Below are 18,042 nucleotides of genomic sequence, written 5' to 3' on the forward strand. Positions count from 1 at the left end.
GTACATCCTGCAGGCGCGCCCGGAGACCGTGCAGTCCCGCCGGGCCTCCGGCAGCCTGAGCCGGTTCCGGCTCAACGGGACCGGCCGGGTGCTGGTCGAGGGCCGCGCCATTGGCCAGCGCATCGGCGCCGGCAGCGTCCGCATCCTCACCGCGATCGACCAGATGGCCGCCTTCAAAACCGGTGATGTCCTCGTCGCCGACATGACCGACCCGGACTGGGAACCGATCATGAAGCGTGCCTCCGCCATCGTGACCAACCGCGGCGGGCGCACATGCCACGCGGCCATCATTGCCCGCGAACTGGGGATTCCCGCCGTCGTCGGGACCGGGGACGCCACCGACGCGCTCTCCGACGGACTCGACGTGACCGTATCCTGCGCCGACGGTGAAACCGGCGTGATCTACGAAGGACTCCTGGACTTCAGCGTCGAGGAAACCGAGATCACCCAGCTGCCCGAGGCCCCCGTCAAGGTCATGATGAACGTCGGCACCCCGGAGCAGGCTTTCACGTTCGCGCARCTGCCCAACCACGGAGTGGGCCTGGCCCGGCTCGAATTCATCATCAACCGCCAGATCGGCATCCACCCCAAGGCACTGCTGAACCTCGACGAGCAGCCGGCGGACGTCGCCGCGGAAATCCGTGAGCGSATCGCCGCGTACSRSAGCCCGCGCGACTACTACATCAAGCGCCTGGCCGAGGGCGTGTCCACCATCGCGGCGGCCTTCGCGCCGGAACCCGTGATTGTGCGCATGTCCGACTTCAAGTCCAACGAGTACGCCAACCTGATCGGCGGACCCGCCTACGAGCCGCACGAAGAGAACCCGATGATCGGCTTCCGCGGCGCCTCACGCTACCTCGAGCCGTCCTTCCGGGACTGCTTCGACCTCGAGTGTGAGGCCCTGTCCTTTGTCCGCAACGAAATGGGCCTGACCAACGTCAAGCTGATGATCCCGTTCGTGCGGACCCTGGATGAGGCCCGCGGCGTTATTGAACTGCTGGGGGAGAACGGCCTCACCCGCGGCGAGAACGGCCTCGAGGTGATCATGATGTGCGAGATCCCATCCAACGCGCTGCTCGCCGACGAGTTCCTGGACTACTTCGACGGGTTCTCCATCGGCTCCAACGATATGACCCAGCTGGCCCTGGGCCTGGACCGGGACTCCGCGATTGTCTCGGGCGGCTTCGATGAACGCGATCCGGCCGTCAAGAAGCTCCTGAGCATGGCCATCGCGGCCTGCAAGGCGCGCGGCAAATATGTCGGCATCTGCGGCCAGGGTCCGAGCGACCACGCGGACTTCGCCGAGTGGCTGGTCGCGGAAGGCATCGATTCGGTCTCCTTGAACCCCGACACCGTGGTGGACACCTGGCTGCGCCTTGCCGGCTCCACAGCCGGCCCGGCCGTCGAGGCAGGCGTCGGCGCCGGGGCGAACTGACGGCCGCGGCGCCCAAGTAAAGACAGGCCGGACACCCGCCGGGCAGCACGGACTGAGAATTCCAGACTGTGCTGCCCGGGCGGCCGTTCAGGCGTTGGATGCCAGGTTTTAGCGCGCTACAACGAGCGCCTGCGGGGCTGCCTGCTTCATCCGGGTCTGCAACCAGCGCAGCTGGACGGCTGTTTCGCCGTCGCAGCGGGACACGACGTCAAGGAGTTCCCGGTCGCGGAGCGCCGAGCCGGCCTGTTTGACCATGGCCCAGGTGACATCGACGAGGCTCGCCAGGAGATAGAGGTCCTGGAGGTCGCGCAGCAGGCCCACCGGACCCTGCCGCGTTGCGGACAGCCCTTCGGCATGGATCCGTTCGGGCTCGTTATCTGAGCGGTCCTCGCCGTAGCGCTGAACGACGGGGAGCAGCAGCCGGCTGTGCTCCTCACACTGCGTTGCCAGCGTATGGCACAGGAAGTGCACGTCGGGCTCGGCGGCGTGGCCGGCTGCCACTTGGCGGAAAGACTCCGCGAGGGCCTGTTCGGCCTTACGGAGCATTCCCAGATAGATTTTCAGGTTCATGGCGTTCCTCCCTGCGGGCCGCGCCGGACCGCATCGGGAAAGCGGGGCGGAGAGCCGCCGACCCGTTCTGTGGCTTCGGCGTCTTTGCCTCCAGCGGTCGGCCGTATGGATCGTGGCCCAGCGGCAGCAGCCGGGCGCGATGCCGTCGTGGTGGGTGCCGGGGCGGGGCCGGTGGCGTCACTGATCTTCTCGACACTCACGGCGGCATTCTTGAAGACGGGCTGTTTGGACACGGGATCCCACTCCGTGATCGTGAGTTCATTGGCAGCCGTCGGGTGTTCTGCGGGGGCACCGTCCTGGTCCCAATAGCCATAGTGAAACGGTGCGAAGACGGTGCCGTTTCGGATGTCGCTGACGCGGGCAGGGACCTCGATCCGGCCCCGCCGCGACGTCACCTTGACGAGGTCGCCTTCCCGGATTCCCAGCCGGCCGGCGTCGTCCGGGCTGATTTCCACCCACGCGGTTGGGGCCGCGCTTGTCAGTACCCGGGATCTTCCGGTTTTGGTCCTCGTGTGGAAGTGGTAGGCGGTCCGGCCGGTCGTATACCGGAACGGGTAGCGGCCGTCGGGCTCCTCATGCGGGGGACGGTAGTCCGCCGCTTTCAGGATGGCGCGCCCGCCCGGCGCCTGGGCTCGGAATGCTTCCGGACCGGCGGTGGCGCCGGTGAGGAGATCGTGGCCGTAGCTTTCGCAGTAGTCAGGGTCGGTGGGGAAGATGCCATCCTCGGAGAGCCGTTCCCTGCCCTCCGGATTCGCGGTGTTGCACGGCCACGGGATGCCGCTGCCGCCGCGGAGCCTGTCATAGGTGATGCCGGTATAGTCGCAGGGCCGGCCGCGGGAACATTCCTTCCACGCCTCGAAGGCCTCCTCAGGGCCCGCCCACGGCAACAGGGGTTCCCCGCGTAACGTGGTGAAGCCCATGCGGCGGGCGTAATCGAGGAAAATGTCCAGGTCGCTGCGTGCCTCCCCGGGCGGCTCCACGGCCTTGTCCGAGAGGTGGACGGTCCGGTTGGCGTTCGTGAARGTACCGGTCTTTTCGCCCCACCCGGCGGCGGGAAGCACGACATCGGCGTGCTGCGCCGTCTCTGTGAGGTACAGATCCTGGACCACGAGGAACAGCCCGGGCTTGGCCAGGATGTTCCGGATCCTAGGGAGTTCGGGCATGGACACGGCTGGGTTGGTTGCCGAAATCCAGAGGAATTCGATCGAGCCCTGTTCGGCGTAGCGGAAGATCTGCATGGCGTGGGTCGGGGGAGCCCAGTGCGGGATGGTCAGCGGGTCCACGTCCCACAGCGCCGCGAGTTCCGCGATGTGGTTCGGGTTTTCCCAGTTCCGGAAGCCGGGGAGATCGCCGTCTGCCCCGCATTCGCGGTTGTTCTGGGCCGTTGGCTGGCCGTTCATCTGCAGAATCCCGCACCCTGGCCGGCCCAGCAGCCCCCGCAGCAGGTGGAGGTTGTTGACCTGGCACGACGCCGCGGTGGCCTGGGCGGACTGGTAGAAACCCTGAAGGACAGTGGAGAGCACCCGCGATGAGGTGCCGAAGATCCTCGCAGCTTCCCTGATGCCGGCGGCGTCCACATCGCAGACCGCTGCGGCCGCTTCAGCCGTCCATGGCTCGACCGCGGCCCTGAGTTCGTCCAGGCCGAGAGTATGCGCCTGCACGTACTCCCGGTCGGCCCAGCCGTTGGCCAGGACTTCACGGACCAGTGCGTTCATCAGGGCGAGATTGGTACCGGGCCGGACAGCCAGATGAACGTCCGCGTACTTGGCAACCTCGGTGTCGCGGGGGTCGACGCAGACGAGCCTGGGCCGGTCCGGTCCCGCAATGCGGTCACGCACACGCGACCACAGCACGGTCTGCGTTTCGGCCATGTTGTGCCCGTAAAGAAAGATCGCGTCGCARCTGTCGATGTCCGCATAGGTTCCGGGCTGGCCATCCGCCCCGAAAGACTCCTTCAACGCTGCAGCCGCCGTCGCCGTGCAAAGGCGGGTATTGCCGTCCATGTGGGGAGTGCCAATCCCGGCCTTGCCGAGGACGGCAAGGGCGTAGTATTCCTCGAGGAACAGCTGGCCGCTGGTGTAGAAACCATGGCTGAGGGGTCCCCGTTCCTCCAGCAGCTGCCGGCCCCGCTGGGTGATCCGGTCCATCGCGGTATCCCAGTCGCATTCGATGAGCCGGCCGTTCTCGCGGATCAAAGGCCGTGTGAGCCGGTCTTTCCCGGACATCCCCTGCCAGCTTGCAAAGAGGCCCTTGGGCCCAAGCCGGCCATGGTTGACCAGATCCCCTGCGCGGCCACGGATCCCGACCATGGCGCCGTCCTTTACGGCGATGTCGCACGCGCAGCCGTTGCTGCACAGCACGCAGGCAGATTGAACCCACCGGTCCACGTCGCCCTCGGTGACGGTCGCATCCAGAGCCTGGTCCACCCGCACCGGCCACAGGCCGTCCTTCGGATAGGGGGTTCGTGTGCCCCAAATCTCGGCAATCCGGTCAACCACTCTCATCCTCCTGTTCAGCTGCCCCGCACGTTAGGAGCGGTACCCCTGCAGTCGCCGGACCCGGCACAGCCGGCCGCCCCGGCTGGTGGCGAGACCACGCGGCCATTGAGGTGCGGGTCCCCTTGTAGAAACATCGACCCGAGCACCAGATTTATCAGCATGCTTGGCAGCAGTCCAGTGTTTTCCGAAGAGCCCCGTCCTGGCATCCCACTGCTGTGTTTCGCGCCTCGGGGGTTCCGAGAAGGGACTCGAGAAGGAAGGGGCATTGAATTATAAGTAGACTTATGTTTTCCTGCTTCTAAGTCCTGCCACGGGCTAGACCAGAATCCATGTTCAAAGGGACCACTGACATGGCTGACTCCAGGAAAATTCCGGCTCCGCACGGGCAAATCCGCCAGGCTTTCGAGAACCGGCTTGTCCTTGATTACTTGGATCTCGCTGAGTCCCTGGCGRCACGCTTCGCCGGCCGGGGCCACGAGCGGGAAGACCTGATCCAGGTGGCCTATCTGGGACTCGTCAAGGCGGCTAGGGCGTTCGACGAATCCAGAGGCACCACCTTCCCGGGTTTTGCCGCCCCCACCATCACCGGGGAATTGAAACGCTATCTGCGCGACCGCTGCTGGGTCGTCCGGCCCCCGCGGCGCATACAGCTCCTCCGTGCCGAACTCCTGCGCACTGAGCCGGCCCTGGCGCAGACCCTCGGCCGCACCCCCACTCCTGCGGAGCTGGCGCGGGAACTTGGTGTAACGGTCGAGTCCGTCCTGGAGGCAGCGGCAGCTGTTTCCAGCATGCGCCCCGATTCGCTCGATAGTTCCGACGGCCGCGGTGACGCACCGCCGGCCGCGGAAGAACCGGCGGTGCAGGAGCCGGGATTTGAGCGGCTTGAGGAGGTGATGTGCCTGACCCGGGTCATCGCCGAGCTCTCCGCCCCGGAGAGGGCGCTCTTGTACCGGCGCTATTTTTGCGGGGAGAGCCAAACGGAGTTGGGCAGGAGATTTGGAGTGTCGCAGATGCAAATCTCGCGCCGGCTCTCACGGGTGCTCGTGCAACTGCAGCGGCGGCTCACGGAAACGGAATCTCAGAGCAACCCCAGCCCACGGACCGCTTCGAGCACATCGTGAACAGAGACACCCAAAAGCGCAGGATCCGGGTCCCCGGCAAAGGGGTCGCCGCGCCGCAGTTCGGCTTTGGTCAAGGTGATGTGCGGCCCCGGCGGGGGGCCCCATTCCGCCGGCGTGGCTGGCCCGAAGAGCACAACGGAGGGCCGCCGGTAGGCCGACGCGAGGTGGGCCGCACCCGTGTCAGCCGAGATGACCAGGCGGGCGCCGGCAATCAGAGCCGCGAATTCCCCTAGCGGTTGGCGGCCGGCAAGGACGGCATCGGCCCGGAACCGGGCCCCGCTGGCAACTTCCGAGGCGCGGCCCCGCTCCGCGGCGCTGCCTGTGAAGAGCACGCTGTGCCCGGCGTCCCGCAGGAGTCCAGCAACCTCGGCGAACCGTCCGGCAGGCCACAACCGGCTGCCGTAGGCAGCGCCCACATGGACCACTGTGGCCCCCGGCTGCGGCGTCGGGACGGCCGGGGCGGCCAGGCGCAGATCCTCGGCGTCGGCGTCGATTCCATGCCATTGCAGTAGCCGCGTCCAGCGTTCGCGCTGGTGGATGCCCTCCACCCAAGCCGGCCCGGAACCAGCACCGGCGCCCGCTTCGTGGGCGATCACCCGGTTGGCCAGGAGCGCTTCAATCCGGGATTGGCTCTCGGGGCCGCGGCCGTGGAGGTTTACCGCAACGTCCACGCTCCCGGGTTTCAGTGCCAGTGGCTCATTTAGCCCTTCCGCCGTCAACAGTTCAAAACCCCCGACCAGCTCTACCGCCTCGCCGAGCCAGCTCGGTGCCGCGTACAGCCGGCGGTGGTTGGGGTACGCGCGGCTCAGGGCGTGCAGAGCCGGGACGGCAACCAGCAGATCGCCGAGCTGCAGCGCCCGTAGGACCAGCAGTACCGGCCTTCCATCTTCTCGAAATCCGCCCATCGTGGCCGCCCTTCCGAGTTCGCCTGATTTCGGATTTTAGTCCGGAGATGGACCCGCCGGGCGTTTAGCTGGACTGATATCGGGGAACAAGGCACTTATGGGACCTTTTGCCCGACCACCGCTGAGGGCCGTACTGTTCGATCGGGACGGCACCCTGATCCGTGACGTGCCATACAATGGCGATCCCAAGTTGGTGGAACCGATGCCTCACGCCAGGGACGTGCTGCAAACCCTTCGGTCCATGGGAATTGCCGTAGGCGTCGTGAGCAACCAATCGGGGATAGGCCGCGGGATCCTGACCACGGAGCAGGTTGCAGCGGTCAATCTTCGGGTTGAGCAGCTCCTGGGACGATTCGATGTCTGGGAACTGTGTCCGCACCGGCCCGAGGACGGCTGCTACTGCCGGAAGCCGGCACCCTTCATGATTTGCGGGGCGTGCCGCCGGTTGGGAATCACTACCGCCGAGGCCGCGTACATTGGCGACATTGGAGCTGACGTTGAGGCGGCCCGCGCGGCGGGTGCCCGCGGCGTCATGGTCCCCACGCCCCTGACACGACCGGCGGAAGTTGACGCTGCTCCAGAGGTCGCTGTGGATCTTCGTTCCGCGTTGTGCCTTTTGATGAAGGCACCGTCCGGGCGGGCCGCCTCGTGAGCCGCGTCCTGGTGGCTCGGCTGGACGGGGTCGGCGATGTCCTGCTGGCGGGGCCAGCGATCCGCGCAGTCGCGCACGGACGGCATCCGGATGGCGGGGCGCCGAACGATGTCATCCTGTTATGTGGCCCCCAAGGAGAACCAGCTGCGTCCCTCCTGCCTGGCGTGTCCGAGGTCTACAGCTGGAGTTGCCCGTGGATCGTGAAGCCTGCTCCACGAGTAGCTGGGCCCCATCTGGAAGCCCTGACATCGTTCGTGAGGGACTCCAGGGTCACCGAGGCCGTCATTTTGACTTCCTTCCATCAGTCTCCCTTGCCGCTGGCCTTGTTGCTGCGGCTTGCCGGAGTCGGACGGATCACGGGAGCTTCAGTGGATTATGCCGGCACTCTGATGGACGTTCGGCTCAGGCCCGGTGAGGATTTTCCCGAAGACCAGCCTGAAGCCGAACGTGCGCTCGGCATCGCCCAGGCAGCCGGCTTTACCTTGCCCCGCGGAGATTCCGGGAAGCTCCGGGTGCAGGATTATCCCGATGTCCGGGATCTTGTGGGGGAGGAGCCCTATGTCGTGGTCCACCCCGGGGCGTCCGCCTCCGCACGGGCGTGGCCCCMGTTGCATCACGCCGCGGCCGTAGAACTGCTCGAAGGGGCAGGACACCGGGTAGTGGTGACAGGAGGGCCCGGAGAAACGGGCCTGACGGCAACAGTCGCCGGCCCATCCGCCTTGGACCTGGGCGGCCGCACGGACCTGAGGGCCCTAGCCGGTGTGCTTGCCGGAGCCGAAGCCCTGGTTACCGGAAACACAGGGCCCGCTCACCTCGCCGCCGCTCTGGGTACACCGGTGGCATGCCTGTTCTCGCCCGTGGTGCCCGCGATCCGATGGGCCCCCTACGGCGCGCCCCTGGAGATCCTCGGCGACCAGAACGCACCTTGCAAACTCAGCCGTGCCACTGAGTGCCCGGTCCCGGGCCATCCTTGCCTGTCGACTGTGGCTCCCGAACAGCTCGTGGATGCAGTGGAACGACTGATCGGCGGCGTGTCCTCGCTATCCACCCGCCGAAAGGTGCGTCACCCATGAGAATCCTGCTCTGGCACGTACATGGATCCTGGACGGACGCGTTCGTCCGCGGCGCCCATGAGTACCTCCTGCCGGTCCTGCCCGAACGGGGGCCATGGGGTATGGGCCGGGCAGGCCGGCCCTGGCCGACCTCTGTCCGCGAAGTCCGGCTCGACGACCTTGATGCCGACAGTGTGGATGCTGTGGTGCTGCAACGGCCGGAGGAACTGGGCGAGGTGACCCGCGTCTTGGGCCGACGGCCCGGGAAAGATCTGCCGGCAGCCTATGTAGAGCACAACACACCCAAGGGGAACGTGCCGAATTCGGTGCATCCGCTGGCAGACCAGCAGTTCATCCCCATAGTCCACGTCACGCATTTCAATGAACTGTTCTGGGATAACGGCGCCGCGCCCACGCTCGTGATTGAGCACGGCATCCCTGATCCCGGGCATACCTACACCGGGGAGATTCCGGAGCTGGCAGCCGTCATCAACGAGCCCGTCCGGCGGTGGCGGGTGACCGGCTCGGACCTCCTGGACCGCTTTACTGCGGCGGCGCCCTTGCGGGTATTTGGCATGGGCGCCAACGGGTTGCGGGCCGCCGTCGCGTTGCCGCCCCAAAGGCTCACGATCTGCGGAGATCTGCCCACGCCCGAGCTGCACCGGGAAATGTCCCGTTGCCGCGTCTACCTCCACCCCTTCCGCTGGACCTCTCTTGGCCTGGCACTTCTCGAGGCCATGCACCTCGGCATGCCCGCAGTAGCGCTGGCGACGACAGAGGCGATACGCGCACTGCCGCCGGAAGCGGGAGCGATCTCAACCGACGTCGACGAACTCGTGCGCACCGCGAGGGTGCTCATCGAGGACCCGCAGGAAGCAAGACGGCGTGGTGACATTGCCCGCGAGGTGGCCCTGGACCGGTATGGCCTCCAGGCCTTCCTCGCTGCCTGGGATGTCCTGCTGGGGGATGTGACCGACCCGCGCTTCCGCACCGGCCGGCTCCTTAGTCCAACTCAAGAAGGGAAGAACCAGTGAAAGTTTCAATGGTTTCCGAGCACGCCAGCCCCCTGGCCGCCCTCGGCGGAGTTGATGCAGGTGGGCAGAACGTCCACGTGGCGGCCCTGTCGGCCGCCCTGGCGAGGCGCGGCCACAACGTCACGGTGTACACCAGGCGGGACTCAGCGGACCTGCCGGGCAGGGTCCGGATCTCCCCGCGGCTGGAAGTGGTCCACGTCCAGGCCGGCCCATCAATTCCGGTACCCAAGGACGAACTCCTTCCCTTCATGGGGGAACTGGCGAACGGATTGGCACGCGATTGGGAGCGGCGCCCACCTGATCTGGTGCACGGGCACTTCTGGATGTCCGGCGTGGCAGCACTTGACGCGGCGCGGCGCAAGCCGGGCGGCAGCGCCCACCTCCCGGTGCTCCAGACCTTCCACGCCCTCGGCACAGTCAAACGCCGCCATCAGGGCCGAGCGGACACCAGCCCCGTTGAGAGGCAATGGCTGGAGCCGTCTGTCGGCCAAGGTGCCGACCGGATCATCGCCACGTGCTCCGACGAAGCCTTCGAGCTCAAAGCGATGGGGATTCCTCCGGAGAAGATCTCGATAGCCCCATGCGGGGTCGATCTGGATCTCTTTACCGGTTCCGGACCCGCCGACAAACGCAACAGGACCCACCGAATCCTGTCTGTCGGACGTCTTGTGCCCCGAAAGGGCGTCGACGTGGTCATCCGGGCACTGCCGCTGCTGATGGACGCCGGATTTGCCGACGTCGAACTCCTGATCGTTGGCGGCGGAGGCGATGCCACAGCGACTGAGTCAGACGCCGAAGCCCGCCGCCTGCTGGCCATCGCTGCGGAACTCGGTGTCCGGGAGCACGTCATCTTCCGTGGACAAGTGCCCCGGGAGGCCATGCCGGAGATCTTCCGCAGCGCAGACGCCGTCGCGTGTACGCCGTGGTACGAACCGTTCGGCATCGTGCCCCTCGAAGCCATGGCTTGCGGCGTCCCGGTGGTCGCCTCGGCCGTGGGCGGCCTCAGGGACACCGTAGTGGACGGCGGCACTGGCCTGCACGTTCCGCCTTTGGACCCCGGGGCCACCGCTGCTGCGCTCGCCCGGCTGCTGTCCGATAAGGGGCTGCGGGAGGAGCTGGGCCGCGCAGGCCAGCAGCGCGCACGGGCCCGCTACAGCTGGGACCGGGTGGCGGCCGAGACTGAGAAGGCCTATCTGCAGACCCTCACCGGAAACGCTACGGCCCGGCGGCTGGGCGCCGCCGGCCAAGTGCACGCCGCGGAAGGAGCAGTGCTGTGACTATCGAGCCGCCGCTTACGCAGGCACAAATCACATCCCGATCGGTCCCGTGGGCCGGCCTGGTGTCGTCGGCGGTTCATGGTGGCGAAAGCGCGGACACCAAGACTCGTCCTGACTCGGTCGCAGCAGTCCAGGCGCACCTGGGATGTGTGTTGCCGTCCCTGGAATCGTTACTGAKCCAGTCCCCGACACTGGCTGCCTGGGGCGAGGAACTTGCCCGGCGGCTGCTGGGCGGAAACCGCCTGCTTGCCGCCGGGAACGGCGGTTCCGCGGCGGAGGCCCAGCATCTCACGGCCGAGCTGGTGGGACGTTTCGAYGCCGAAAGGGCGCCGTTCTCCGCCATTTCGCTGCACGCCGAGACCTCCGCGGTGACAGCCATCGCCAATGATTACGGCTTCGAGGAGCTGTACGCCCGGCAAGTGCGGGCGCACGGCCGCCCCCGGGACATCCTGATGCTGCTGTCCACAAGCGGAAAAAGCCCCAACCTCCTCCGCGCGGCCGAGGCTGCCGCCCGGGTGGGCGTCACGACGTGGGCTATGACCGGCAGGGGGCCGAACCCCCTGTCGCTCAGTTGCGATGAAGCGATTGCCATCGACGGGCCCGCAGCCAACGTCCAGGAGTGCCATCTGATCGCCTTGCACGCAATGTGTCGGGCGTTCGACGCCGAGATCCATCGACTGGACCGGCACGACCAGCAGCAACGGGGCAGGCGATGACGATCGCGGTGGTGGGTGACGTGCTGCTCGACGTTGACCTTGACGGTTCGGCGACCCGGCTCTGCCCGGACGGGCCGGTGCCCGTCGTGGACGTCGCGGCCGTCAGAGCGAGAGCCGGGGGTGCCGGGCTCGTGGCCCGGATGCTGAGCAATGACGGCCACCAGGTGTGCCTCGTGACCGCACTCGGCCGGGACGAACCAGGCCATCGGCTTCTGGAACAGCTGAGCGGCATCACCGTGGTCGCCGGCCCGTCAGGAGCGCCGACCCCGGTCAAGACCCGCCTTCGGGCAGGAGGGCACCCGGTGGCCCGGTTTGACGAAGGTTGCCAGTGCCGGCCGCTGCCGGAAGTGACGCCAGACATGCTCCAGGCACTGGAGGGAGCCGGGGCCGTGGTCGTGGCGGACTACGGCCGCGGCCTGACGTCGAACCGTGCCCTGCGCACTGCACTCGAACGCCTCGCCCGGGACATCCCCGTCATCTGGGATCCGCACCCGGCCGGAGCCGATCCTGTTCCAGGGGTCGCCGTCGTGACACCAAACCACTCCGAGGCCTCCAACATCGCGGCCGCCCTGAGGGCCAGGGAGTCGGCGGCTCCGTTCCCGGAGGCAGGGACGGACTCGACGGCGGGGACCGGTGAACTCGCGGGCAAGCTGTTGCGGCATTGGCGCAGCAGGGCCGTCCTCGTCACACAGGGCGGACAGGGAGCGACCCTCGTACGGGAGTCGTCACCCGCGCCTGTTCAGCTCCCGGCGCCGCGGACCGCTGTGGCTGATGCTTGCGGTGCGGGCGACAAGCTCGCGGCCAGTCTGGCGGTCCACCTTATGGCCGGAGGGGGGCTCGAAGATTCCTGCCGTCGAGCGGTCCGCRAGGCCTCTTCATTCCTGGCTACAGGCGGCGTTGCCGCCCTGCMGTCGGCGCCTCCGCCACTTCCCTTCCCGGTACAGGAAACTGACCCGCTGGACAGGGTCCGTAGGGTGCGGCAAAACGGTGGAACCGTGGTTGCGACCGGCGGGTGCTTCGACATCCTGCACGCCGGACACGCCCGCACCCTCGCAGCAGCCAGAGCCCTGGGCGACTGCCTCGTCGTCTGCCTGAACTCAGATGCCTCGGCCCGCCGCATCAAGGGGGCAAGCCGTCCCATCATGGGCGAACACGACAGGTCCGAGCTGCTGCTTTCCCTCGAAAGCGTCGACGCCGTAGTGGTGTTTGACGAGGACACCCCGGAACGGTGCCTTGAACGGCTGCGCCCGGACATCTGGGTGAAGGGCGGTGACTACGACGCAGAACAACTGCCCGAGTCCGCCTTGGTGGAGAGCTGGGGAGGCCGGTGCCTTACCGTTCCCTACCACCCTGCCCGCTCCACGACCCTGCTCGCCGCGGCGCTCGCCCGCGTGGGCTGACCCAGCGGCAAATGGTCAGATCATCTGAATCCAATTCCCGTGAATCCAAACCGGCCAGGTATTGGCCGCTAATGAAAGGAACACCATGAAAAGGTTTAGCCCACCTGCCCCATCCACGCCCGGCAGGGTCGTGGTGAGCGGAGGGGGATCAGGACTTGGTGCCGCCGTCGTCAACGCCGTGCTCGACGCCGGCGGGACGCCGTTCGTCCTCGACCGCGATGTCCGGAACGTGTCCGCGGCGAAGGCCCTCGAAGTCGATGTTGCCGACCGGGCAGCGGTGACGGCCGCCATTGCGCAGGCCGCGGAGGCCCTGGGAGGATTGGACGCGGTGGTGACAGCGGCAGGAATTGACCGGTGCGGAAAGCTCGAGGACGTCCCGGCAGACGACTGGGAACAGGTCATCTTCGTCAATCTCCTCGGTACAGTCTCGGTGGTGCGGGCGGCCCTGCCGTACCTGAAATCCTCCCGCGGCCGGGTTGTCACGGTGGCCTCGACGTTGGGGTTGCGGGCGCTGCCGGAGGCTTCGGCATACTGCGCGTCCAAGTTCGGCGTCATCGGATTCAGCCAGGCGCTTGCCGCGGAGACGGGTGCAGAGATCGGCGTGACCACGCTGATCCCGGGCGGGATGAATACCCGCTTCTTCGACGACCGGGCCGAGAAGTACAAGCCCCAGGACGGTTCGCGCCTGAACGATCCGGCCAGGGTGGCGCAGGCCGTGATGTTTGCACTTTCCCAGCCTCCGGGTTGTGAAGTCCGCGAGTTGCTCATCTGCCATGCGCAAGAGGAGTCCTGGCCGTGAACCACCGCACGTCCGCGTAAACATCCGCCRGACTGATTCCCGCCAGGAGGGAGGTATCGTGCTCGCAGCGCGGCGCCGTCCATCCCACCTGGGTGAGGTCGGCGCCGCATTGTGGGCACCGCGTCACCCATGACAGATGGATGCGGTGCAGGCTTCGGCCCAGCGGCCCTGCGTTGATCAGGTTGCCAACCCAGTACAAGCCCACCGTCGGCGTCCCCAGGGCCTGGGCCAGATGACGGGGGCCGCTGTCATTGCCCAGCAACACAGCACAGCTGTCCAACAACGCCGCCAAGGCGCCCAGGCTGAGTGTGCCGGCCAGTGAGATGACCCGGTCTGAGCCGGCCGCCGTCACGACCCCGTCAGCGAGTTGCCGTTCGTCCGCGGTGCCCACTACCACCACACGGCAGCCATCGGCGGCGCAGGCCGCCGCCACCTCGCCGAACCTCTCCGCCGGCCAGCGCCGGCGGGGATCCATGGCGCCGGGATGGACAGCCACAACAGGGGTTGCCGGGCTGTCGCGGAGGCGATCAAGGAATTCCTTGACCTTGGACAGGTGCTGGTCCTGTGGCCGCAGCCTGGCTTCCAGGTCAACCGGGGGAGCGCCGGCCAGTCCCGCCACCTCCAGCCCCCGAAGCGGCTCGTGCTGGTAATAGGCGTAGGGGACGCTACGCTCCAGTGGCGCAGCGTCGGCCGTCCGCGTTCCCACGGTGTGGCGGGCCCCCAAGCGCAGGAGGAACGGATTGGAGTAGCGGCCGCCGCCATGGAGCTGAACTGCGAGATCGAACTCCTCGTCCCGCATGGAGGCCAGGAAGGCGTCGATCGCTGCGGGGTCTTGCCTGCCGGGCCTCAAGCCTTCAACGATGGGCAGCACCCGGACGTCTCTGACCGGCCCCAGGGTGCCGCCCAGCAGTTCAGTGTGGACGGGGGTCCCCAGCATCGTGACACTTGCCCCGGGGTACGCCGCGACGAGCGCCGACACTGCCGGCAGGGCAAACAGCAGATCACCCAGCCCGCCGCCCCGCAGGACCGCGATCCGCGAGACCTTCGGAAATTTTTTCAGCACCGGCCCGACGCCCCAGCCCGCTATGTCAGCTCCGCCGAATTCCGCCCTGAGGTCCGCCACCACCCGTCCTGTCCTGTCCGTCCGGTGCACATGTGTGGGGCCACCATAAGTCCCGGACGCAACCTTTGGCTACATTTCGCCCCGCAAGCAATCGTCCGGTTTCCGCGGACCGGCACTGGATGTTCGGGAACGTGAAACTGTCCGTGGCTGCAGGGTGTAGATGCCCCGGCACGAGGGTATGGGTCTACGTAAGAGTGATCTCCCGCCCGGACCGTGACCGGGCAGTTTGCATTCAAACCACAGGGCCGCMGGAAAGGAACAACATGCCAGCGATCGTGCAGATCAGACTTTGCGGGGTGAAGCCGTGACCCGCCCGCGCCCGCAGGATGGCGACGAGCGCCGGGGCGGCCTCTCGGACCAGCGCGGCCTGACCGGCTGGCTGCCCCGACGGCTGGCGGCGGCTGAGCCTTCCATCACCGTCATCGGCGATGTGATGCTCGACGGCTGGTGGTCGGGATCCATTGACCGGCTCTGTCGTGAGGCGCCCGCCCCGGTCGTGGAAGTCGGCCAGCGGAAATTCTCTCCGGGCGGCGCCGCCAACACCGCCATGAACCTGACCGCCCTCGGGGCCAAGGTACGACTGGCAGGGCTAACGGGGCGCGATGATGCCTCGGCCGAGCTGCTCCGCCAATTAGGGGACAGTGGCGTGGACGCCACCTACGTGGACCAGGTGGCCGGTCTGACCACAACCACCAAAATCCGGATCAGCAGCGGCGGCCAAATTCTGCTCCGGCTCGACGAAGTCGCAGGTGAGACCCCGGCGGAGGCCTTGAGCCGACTGGCACAATGTATCCCTCAATTGCTGCAAGACCAGGACGCAGTGGTCCTGTGTGACTACGGAGCCGGGGCGCTCAGCGGAGCGGTACGGAGCGCCCTGTTTGACGTGCTGCCGGGACGCTCGGATCTTCTGCTGGTCGTGGACGCGCATCAGCCACGCGCCTGGGCCGGACTGAAACCGGACCTGGCCACCCCGAACGCCCTGGAAGCTGCCGCCATGCTCGGCGTTAAGCTCACCGCCGGACCCGAGCGGGCGGCCGCCGTCGTCGATCACCGCAACGAGCTGCTGGAGGCGGCCGGCGCGGAGGCGGTAGTTGTGACGCTGGATCGCGAAGGGACGGTTCTGTTGCCCAAATCCGGGGAAGTCCACCGGACCTGGGCACGTCCCGTCCAGGAGGCGCAAGCATCCGGCGCAGGCGACACTTTCGTTGCCGCGCTGACAGTTGCCCGGGCGGCGTCACTGCCGCTGACCACCAGCGTTGATCTTGCCCAGGCCGCCGCCGACGTTGCGGTGCACCGTCCGGGAACTTCGGTGTGCAGTACTGAGGATCTCAGCCGTCACCTTGAGGGGTTCACCGGTGCCGCCCTCGACGCCGACGAGCTCGCCCGGCAAGTGCGCCGGCACCGTGAGGAGGGACGCCGCGTGGTTCTCACCAACGGGTGCTTCGACGTCCTGCACCGCGGCCACACCCGTTACCTCAATCAAGCCAAACAGTTGGGCGATGTCCTGGTGGTGGCTCTGAACAGCGACGAATCCGTCAGCCGGTTGAAAGGGCCCGGACGACCCATTAACACCATCACAGACCGTGCCGCTGTGATTGCCGCCCTTAGCTGCGTGGACTATGTCACAGTTTTCKACACTCCCACGCCCATTCCCCTGCTCAAGAGGATCCGTCCGGAGATCTACGCAAAGGGCGGCGACTACAGCCCCGAAATGCTGGCAGAAACCTCCGTCGTGGAGCGCTATGGCGGCCGGGTGGCGATCCTGGACTACGTTCCTGAACAGTCCACCACTGCGGTGGTGGACCGGATCCGCAGCTTCGACGGCACACCCCGCAGCAAATCCCCCGACCATGCCGGGGACACAGCCGGTCCGCAGACGACCATCAGTCCGATCACAGAGGGGAAATTGCGATGAAGAAGAGCGCCGATTCCGAAGATACAGCTGCCAGCCATTCCTTGTCCGCATACTTGCACAGCCATCTGACCGCCGCCAGCGCGGGGGAGCGTCTCTTCGAGCAGGCCGCCAAGTCCTGGCGGGACACGTCCCATGCCGGCGAAGTCGGCAGGCTCGCAGCCGAGGTGAGTGAAGACAAACGGGCGCTGGAAGAAATCTGCGAACAACTTCATTCGAGCATGCCTGCCTACAAGAAGCCCGTTGCCTGGGCCGGGGCGCAGGTTGCCGCCCTCGATCCGCTCAACCCGCTGCATTCCATCGAGGGAGCCAAAGGGCAACTCGAGCTTGAGTCGCTGATCTCAGCCGTCACCGGAAAACTGCTGCTCTGGAAGACACTCCGGGTGCTGTCACGTGAAGACAAGCGCATCGACCCGGACCGCATGGAACAGCTAAGCAACCGCGCGGCGGCCCAAATTCGGGCCCTGGAGACATTGCTGCTGGACACTTGCCGGACCAGACTCGCGCCTGCCGCGAAGCCGTGAGCATTCCGGAACCGTGAGCATCCAAAGCGCCGGCAGCACCTGGGCTGTGATCCGCCCACGCGATGCCCAGCATCTCGCGCTGCAAACCCTGCGTGCTTAAACTTTTAGTATCGTCGCTGGCGACCGGCCCGCGGCGGAACCATCGGAGGACCATCATGGGAGCGGGAGACAAGATCCAGAACGCCGCCGAGAATCTCGGTGGCAAGAGCAAAGAAGCGGCCGGCAAAGCTACCAACGACCCGGCGCTGGAAGCCGAAGGCAAAGGGGACCAAGTCAAAGCTGACCTGAAGCAGGCCGGCGAAAAGGTCAAGGACGCCTTCAAGAAGTAATGATTCCGGGAACGACGCGAGCACACCGGCGGGCGCACTTGTGACCTGCTTCCGCAAGTTGGAGTGGGTTCGAGGCCTGCGCCCGCCGGGAGGTGTGCCGGATCAGGCCAGGTTGGGCGCGCTGGCCAGAATGTAATCCGTAGCGGCCGGTCCGGTCATAGTCAGGCGGTTGTCCGCAGGATTGRTCCGGTGTTCCTTCAGTGCCGCCCAGAGGGACCGGGCGGGCTGTGGCCGGTCCTGGTTTATCAGGCACCAACTCGTGTAGAGGCCGTAGAGCTCCTCCTTCCCTAATCCGGTGTCGGACTCGCGGCCAGTGGCGAGAGCTTCGCTAAGGAACCGGTCAAAGTGGGTGGTGGTCATGTCAGTTCCTTTCCTGCAGTTGCTCGTGGCCGGCCCCTCGGTTTCAGCTTGGCTGACTTCGTTGTTCCGGATCCGGCCTGGGATGTGGTGAGAATTCTGCCCGGTGGGCGACGCCCCCGCCTGGGCTGGGCGCCGTCGCTCAATTCCCTGCTTGGCTGACTGCTTTCCTGACGGCGTCAGTGTGGAGGCAGTCAGGCGCTGATCTCCTGGGCCTGGTCACTACTGGTCTCGATTTGGATCCGGCGGGGTTTTGCCTTTTCGGCGATGGGGATCCGTAGCAACAGCACGCCCGCGTCGTAGCTGGCCTTCWCCGCCTCGGCGTCCAGGGCCTGTGT

The 18,042-nt window shown here is 66.8% G+C and carries 17 protein-coding genes; 12 read left to right on the top strand and 5 right to left on the bottom strand.

Annotation, left to right across the window (positions count from 1 at the left end; translation table 11 throughout):
* Positions 1-1,435: phosphoenolpyruvate synthase (ppsA, locus tag AC1D1S_RS11275; RefSeq protein ID WP_476994468.1), on the top strand; the 1,435-nt coding region annotated here is incomplete at its 5' end.
* A 108-nt stretch (positions 1,436-1,543) separates the two neighbouring features.
* On the opposite strand, the gene AC1D1S_RS11280 is transcribed toward ppsA, so the two are convergent.
* Positions 1,544-2,005: a hypothetical protein gene (locus AC1D1S_RS11280; protein ID WP_476943946.1), complete on the bottom strand. Its 462-nt coding sequence runs from the start codon at positions 2,003-2,005 to the stop codon at positions 1,544-1,546.
* The gene (locus AC1D1S_RS11285) at positions 2,002-4,509 is read right to left on the bottom strand and encodes a molybdopterin oxidoreductase family protein (RefSeq protein WP_476994469.1); all 2,508 of its coding nucleotides are present in this window, start codon (positions 4,507-4,509) and stop codon (positions 2,002-2,004) included. Before AC1D1S_RS11285 ends, AC1D1S_RS11280 begins: the two co-directional genes overlap by 4 nt.
* A gap of 344 nt (positions 4,510-4,853) precedes the next feature.
* Between AC1D1S_RS11285 and AC1D1S_RS11290 the strand changes: the two genes are divergently transcribed.
* Entirely contained in the window at positions 4,854-5,624 is a 771-nt protein-coding gene (locus tag AC1D1S_RS11290; protein ID WP_476994470.1) for a sigma-70 family RNA polymerase sigma factor, read from the top strand.
* Here AC1D1S_RS11290 and AC1D1S_RS11295 read toward each other — a convergent pair.
* Positions 5,582-6,529, bottom strand: a complete 948-nt coding sequence (locus AC1D1S_RS11295; protein WP_476945033.1) for a glycosyltransferase family 9 protein — start codon at positions 6,527-6,529, stop codon at positions 5,582-5,584. The genes AC1D1S_RS11290 and AC1D1S_RS11295 overlap by 43 nt on opposite strands.
* A 97-nt stretch (positions 6,530-6,626) precedes the next feature.
* On the opposite strand from AC1D1S_RS11295, the gene AC1D1S_RS11300 reads away from it, so the two are divergent.
* From AC1D1S_RS11300 to AC1D1S_RS11330, 7 genes are all read left to right on the top strand, one after another.
* Positions 6,627-7,181, top strand: a complete 555-nt coding sequence (locus AC1D1S_RS11300) for a D-glycero-alpha-D-manno-heptose-1,7-bisphosphate 7-phosphatase (RefSeq protein ID WP_243177898.1) — start codon at positions 6,627-6,629, stop codon at positions 7,179-7,181.
* Positions 7,178-8,254 carry a glycosyltransferase family 9 protein gene (locus tag AC1D1S_RS11305; RefSeq protein ID WP_476994475.1) on the top strand — a complete coding sequence of 359 codons (1,077 nt, stop codon included), beginning with the start codon at positions 7,178-7,180 and terminating at the stop codon, positions 8,252-8,254. Before AC1D1S_RS11300 ends, AC1D1S_RS11305 begins: the two co-directional genes overlap by 4 nt.
* Positions 8,251-9,267, top strand: coding sequence for a glycosyltransferase (locus AC1D1S_RS11310; protein WP_243177897.1), 1,017 nt, complete (start codon positions 8,251-8,253; stop codon positions 9,265-9,267). Before AC1D1S_RS11305 ends, AC1D1S_RS11310 begins: the two co-directional genes overlap by 4 nt.
* Positions 9,264-10,544: a glycosyltransferase gene (locus tag AC1D1S_RS11315; RefSeq protein ID WP_243177896.1), complete on the top strand. Its 1,281-nt coding sequence runs from the start codon at positions 9,264-9,266 to the stop codon at positions 10,542-10,544. Before AC1D1S_RS11310 ends, AC1D1S_RS11315 begins: the two co-directional genes overlap by 4 nt.
* 62 nt (positions 10,545-10,606) lie before the next feature.
* Positions 10,607-11,260, top strand: a complete 654-nt coding sequence (locus AC1D1S_RS11320) for a D-sedoheptulose-7-phosphate isomerase (protein ID WP_476994476.1) — start codon at positions 10,607-10,609, stop codon at positions 11,258-11,260.
* Positions 11,257-12,660, top strand: coding sequence for a PfkB family carbohydrate kinase (locus AC1D1S_RS11325; RefSeq protein WP_476994471.1), 1,404 nt, complete (start codon positions 11,257-11,259; stop codon positions 12,658-12,660). Before AC1D1S_RS11320 ends, AC1D1S_RS11325 begins: the two co-directional genes overlap by 4 nt.
* A gap of 85 nt (positions 12,661-12,745) precedes the next feature.
* On the top strand, positions 12,746-13,459 hold the full coding sequence (locus tag AC1D1S_RS11330; protein WP_243177893.1) for an SDR family oxidoreductase: 714 nt from the start codon (positions 12,746-12,748) through the stop codon (positions 13,457-13,459).
* Here AC1D1S_RS11330 and AC1D1S_RS11335 read toward each other — a convergent pair.
* Positions 13,425-14,582 (bottom strand): glycosyltransferase family 9 protein, encoded by a 1,158-nt coding sequence (locus AC1D1S_RS11335; protein WP_476994472.1) that lies wholly within the window; start codon positions 14,580-14,582, stop codon positions 13,425-13,427. The two genes, AC1D1S_RS11330 and AC1D1S_RS11335, sit on opposite strands and share 35 nt — an antisense overlap.
* Before the next feature lie 304 nt (positions 14,583-14,886).
* On the opposite strand from AC1D1S_RS11335, the gene rfaE2 reads away from it, so the two are divergent.
* The 3 genes from rfaE2 to AC1D1S_RS11350 all read left to right on the top strand — a co-directional run bounded on the left by rfaE2 (position 14,887) and on the right by AC1D1S_RS11350 (position 17,347).
* Entirely contained in the window at positions 14,887-16,497 is a 1,611-nt protein-coding gene (gene rfaE2, locus AC1D1S_RS11340) for a D-glycero-beta-D-manno-heptose 1-phosphate adenylyltransferase (RefSeq protein ID WP_476994473.1), read from the top strand.
* Entirely contained in the window at positions 16,494-17,018 is a 525-nt protein-coding gene (locus tag AC1D1S_RS11345; RefSeq protein WP_243177890.1) for a hypothetical protein, read from the top strand. The genes rfaE2 and AC1D1S_RS11345 overlap by 4 nt, the downstream gene beginning before the upstream one ends.
* Positions 17,019-17,173: 155 nt before the next feature.
* On the top strand, positions 17,174-17,347 hold the full coding sequence (locus tag AC1D1S_RS11350) for a CsbD family protein (RefSeq protein ID WP_043435456.1): 174 nt from the start codon (positions 17,174-17,176) through the stop codon (positions 17,345-17,347).
* A gap of 102 nt (positions 17,348-17,449) precedes the next feature.
* Here AC1D1S_RS11350 and AC1D1S_RS11355 read toward each other — a convergent pair whose 3' ends face one another.
* On the bottom strand, positions 17,450-17,707 hold the full coding sequence (locus AC1D1S_RS11355; RefSeq protein ID WP_476994474.1) for a hypothetical protein: 258 nt from the start codon (positions 17,705-17,707) through the stop codon (positions 17,450-17,452).
* Between the last annotated feature and the right edge of the window lie 335 nt (positions 17,708-18,042).

Source organism: Arthrobacter sp. P1_A5 (assembly GCF_056406825.1).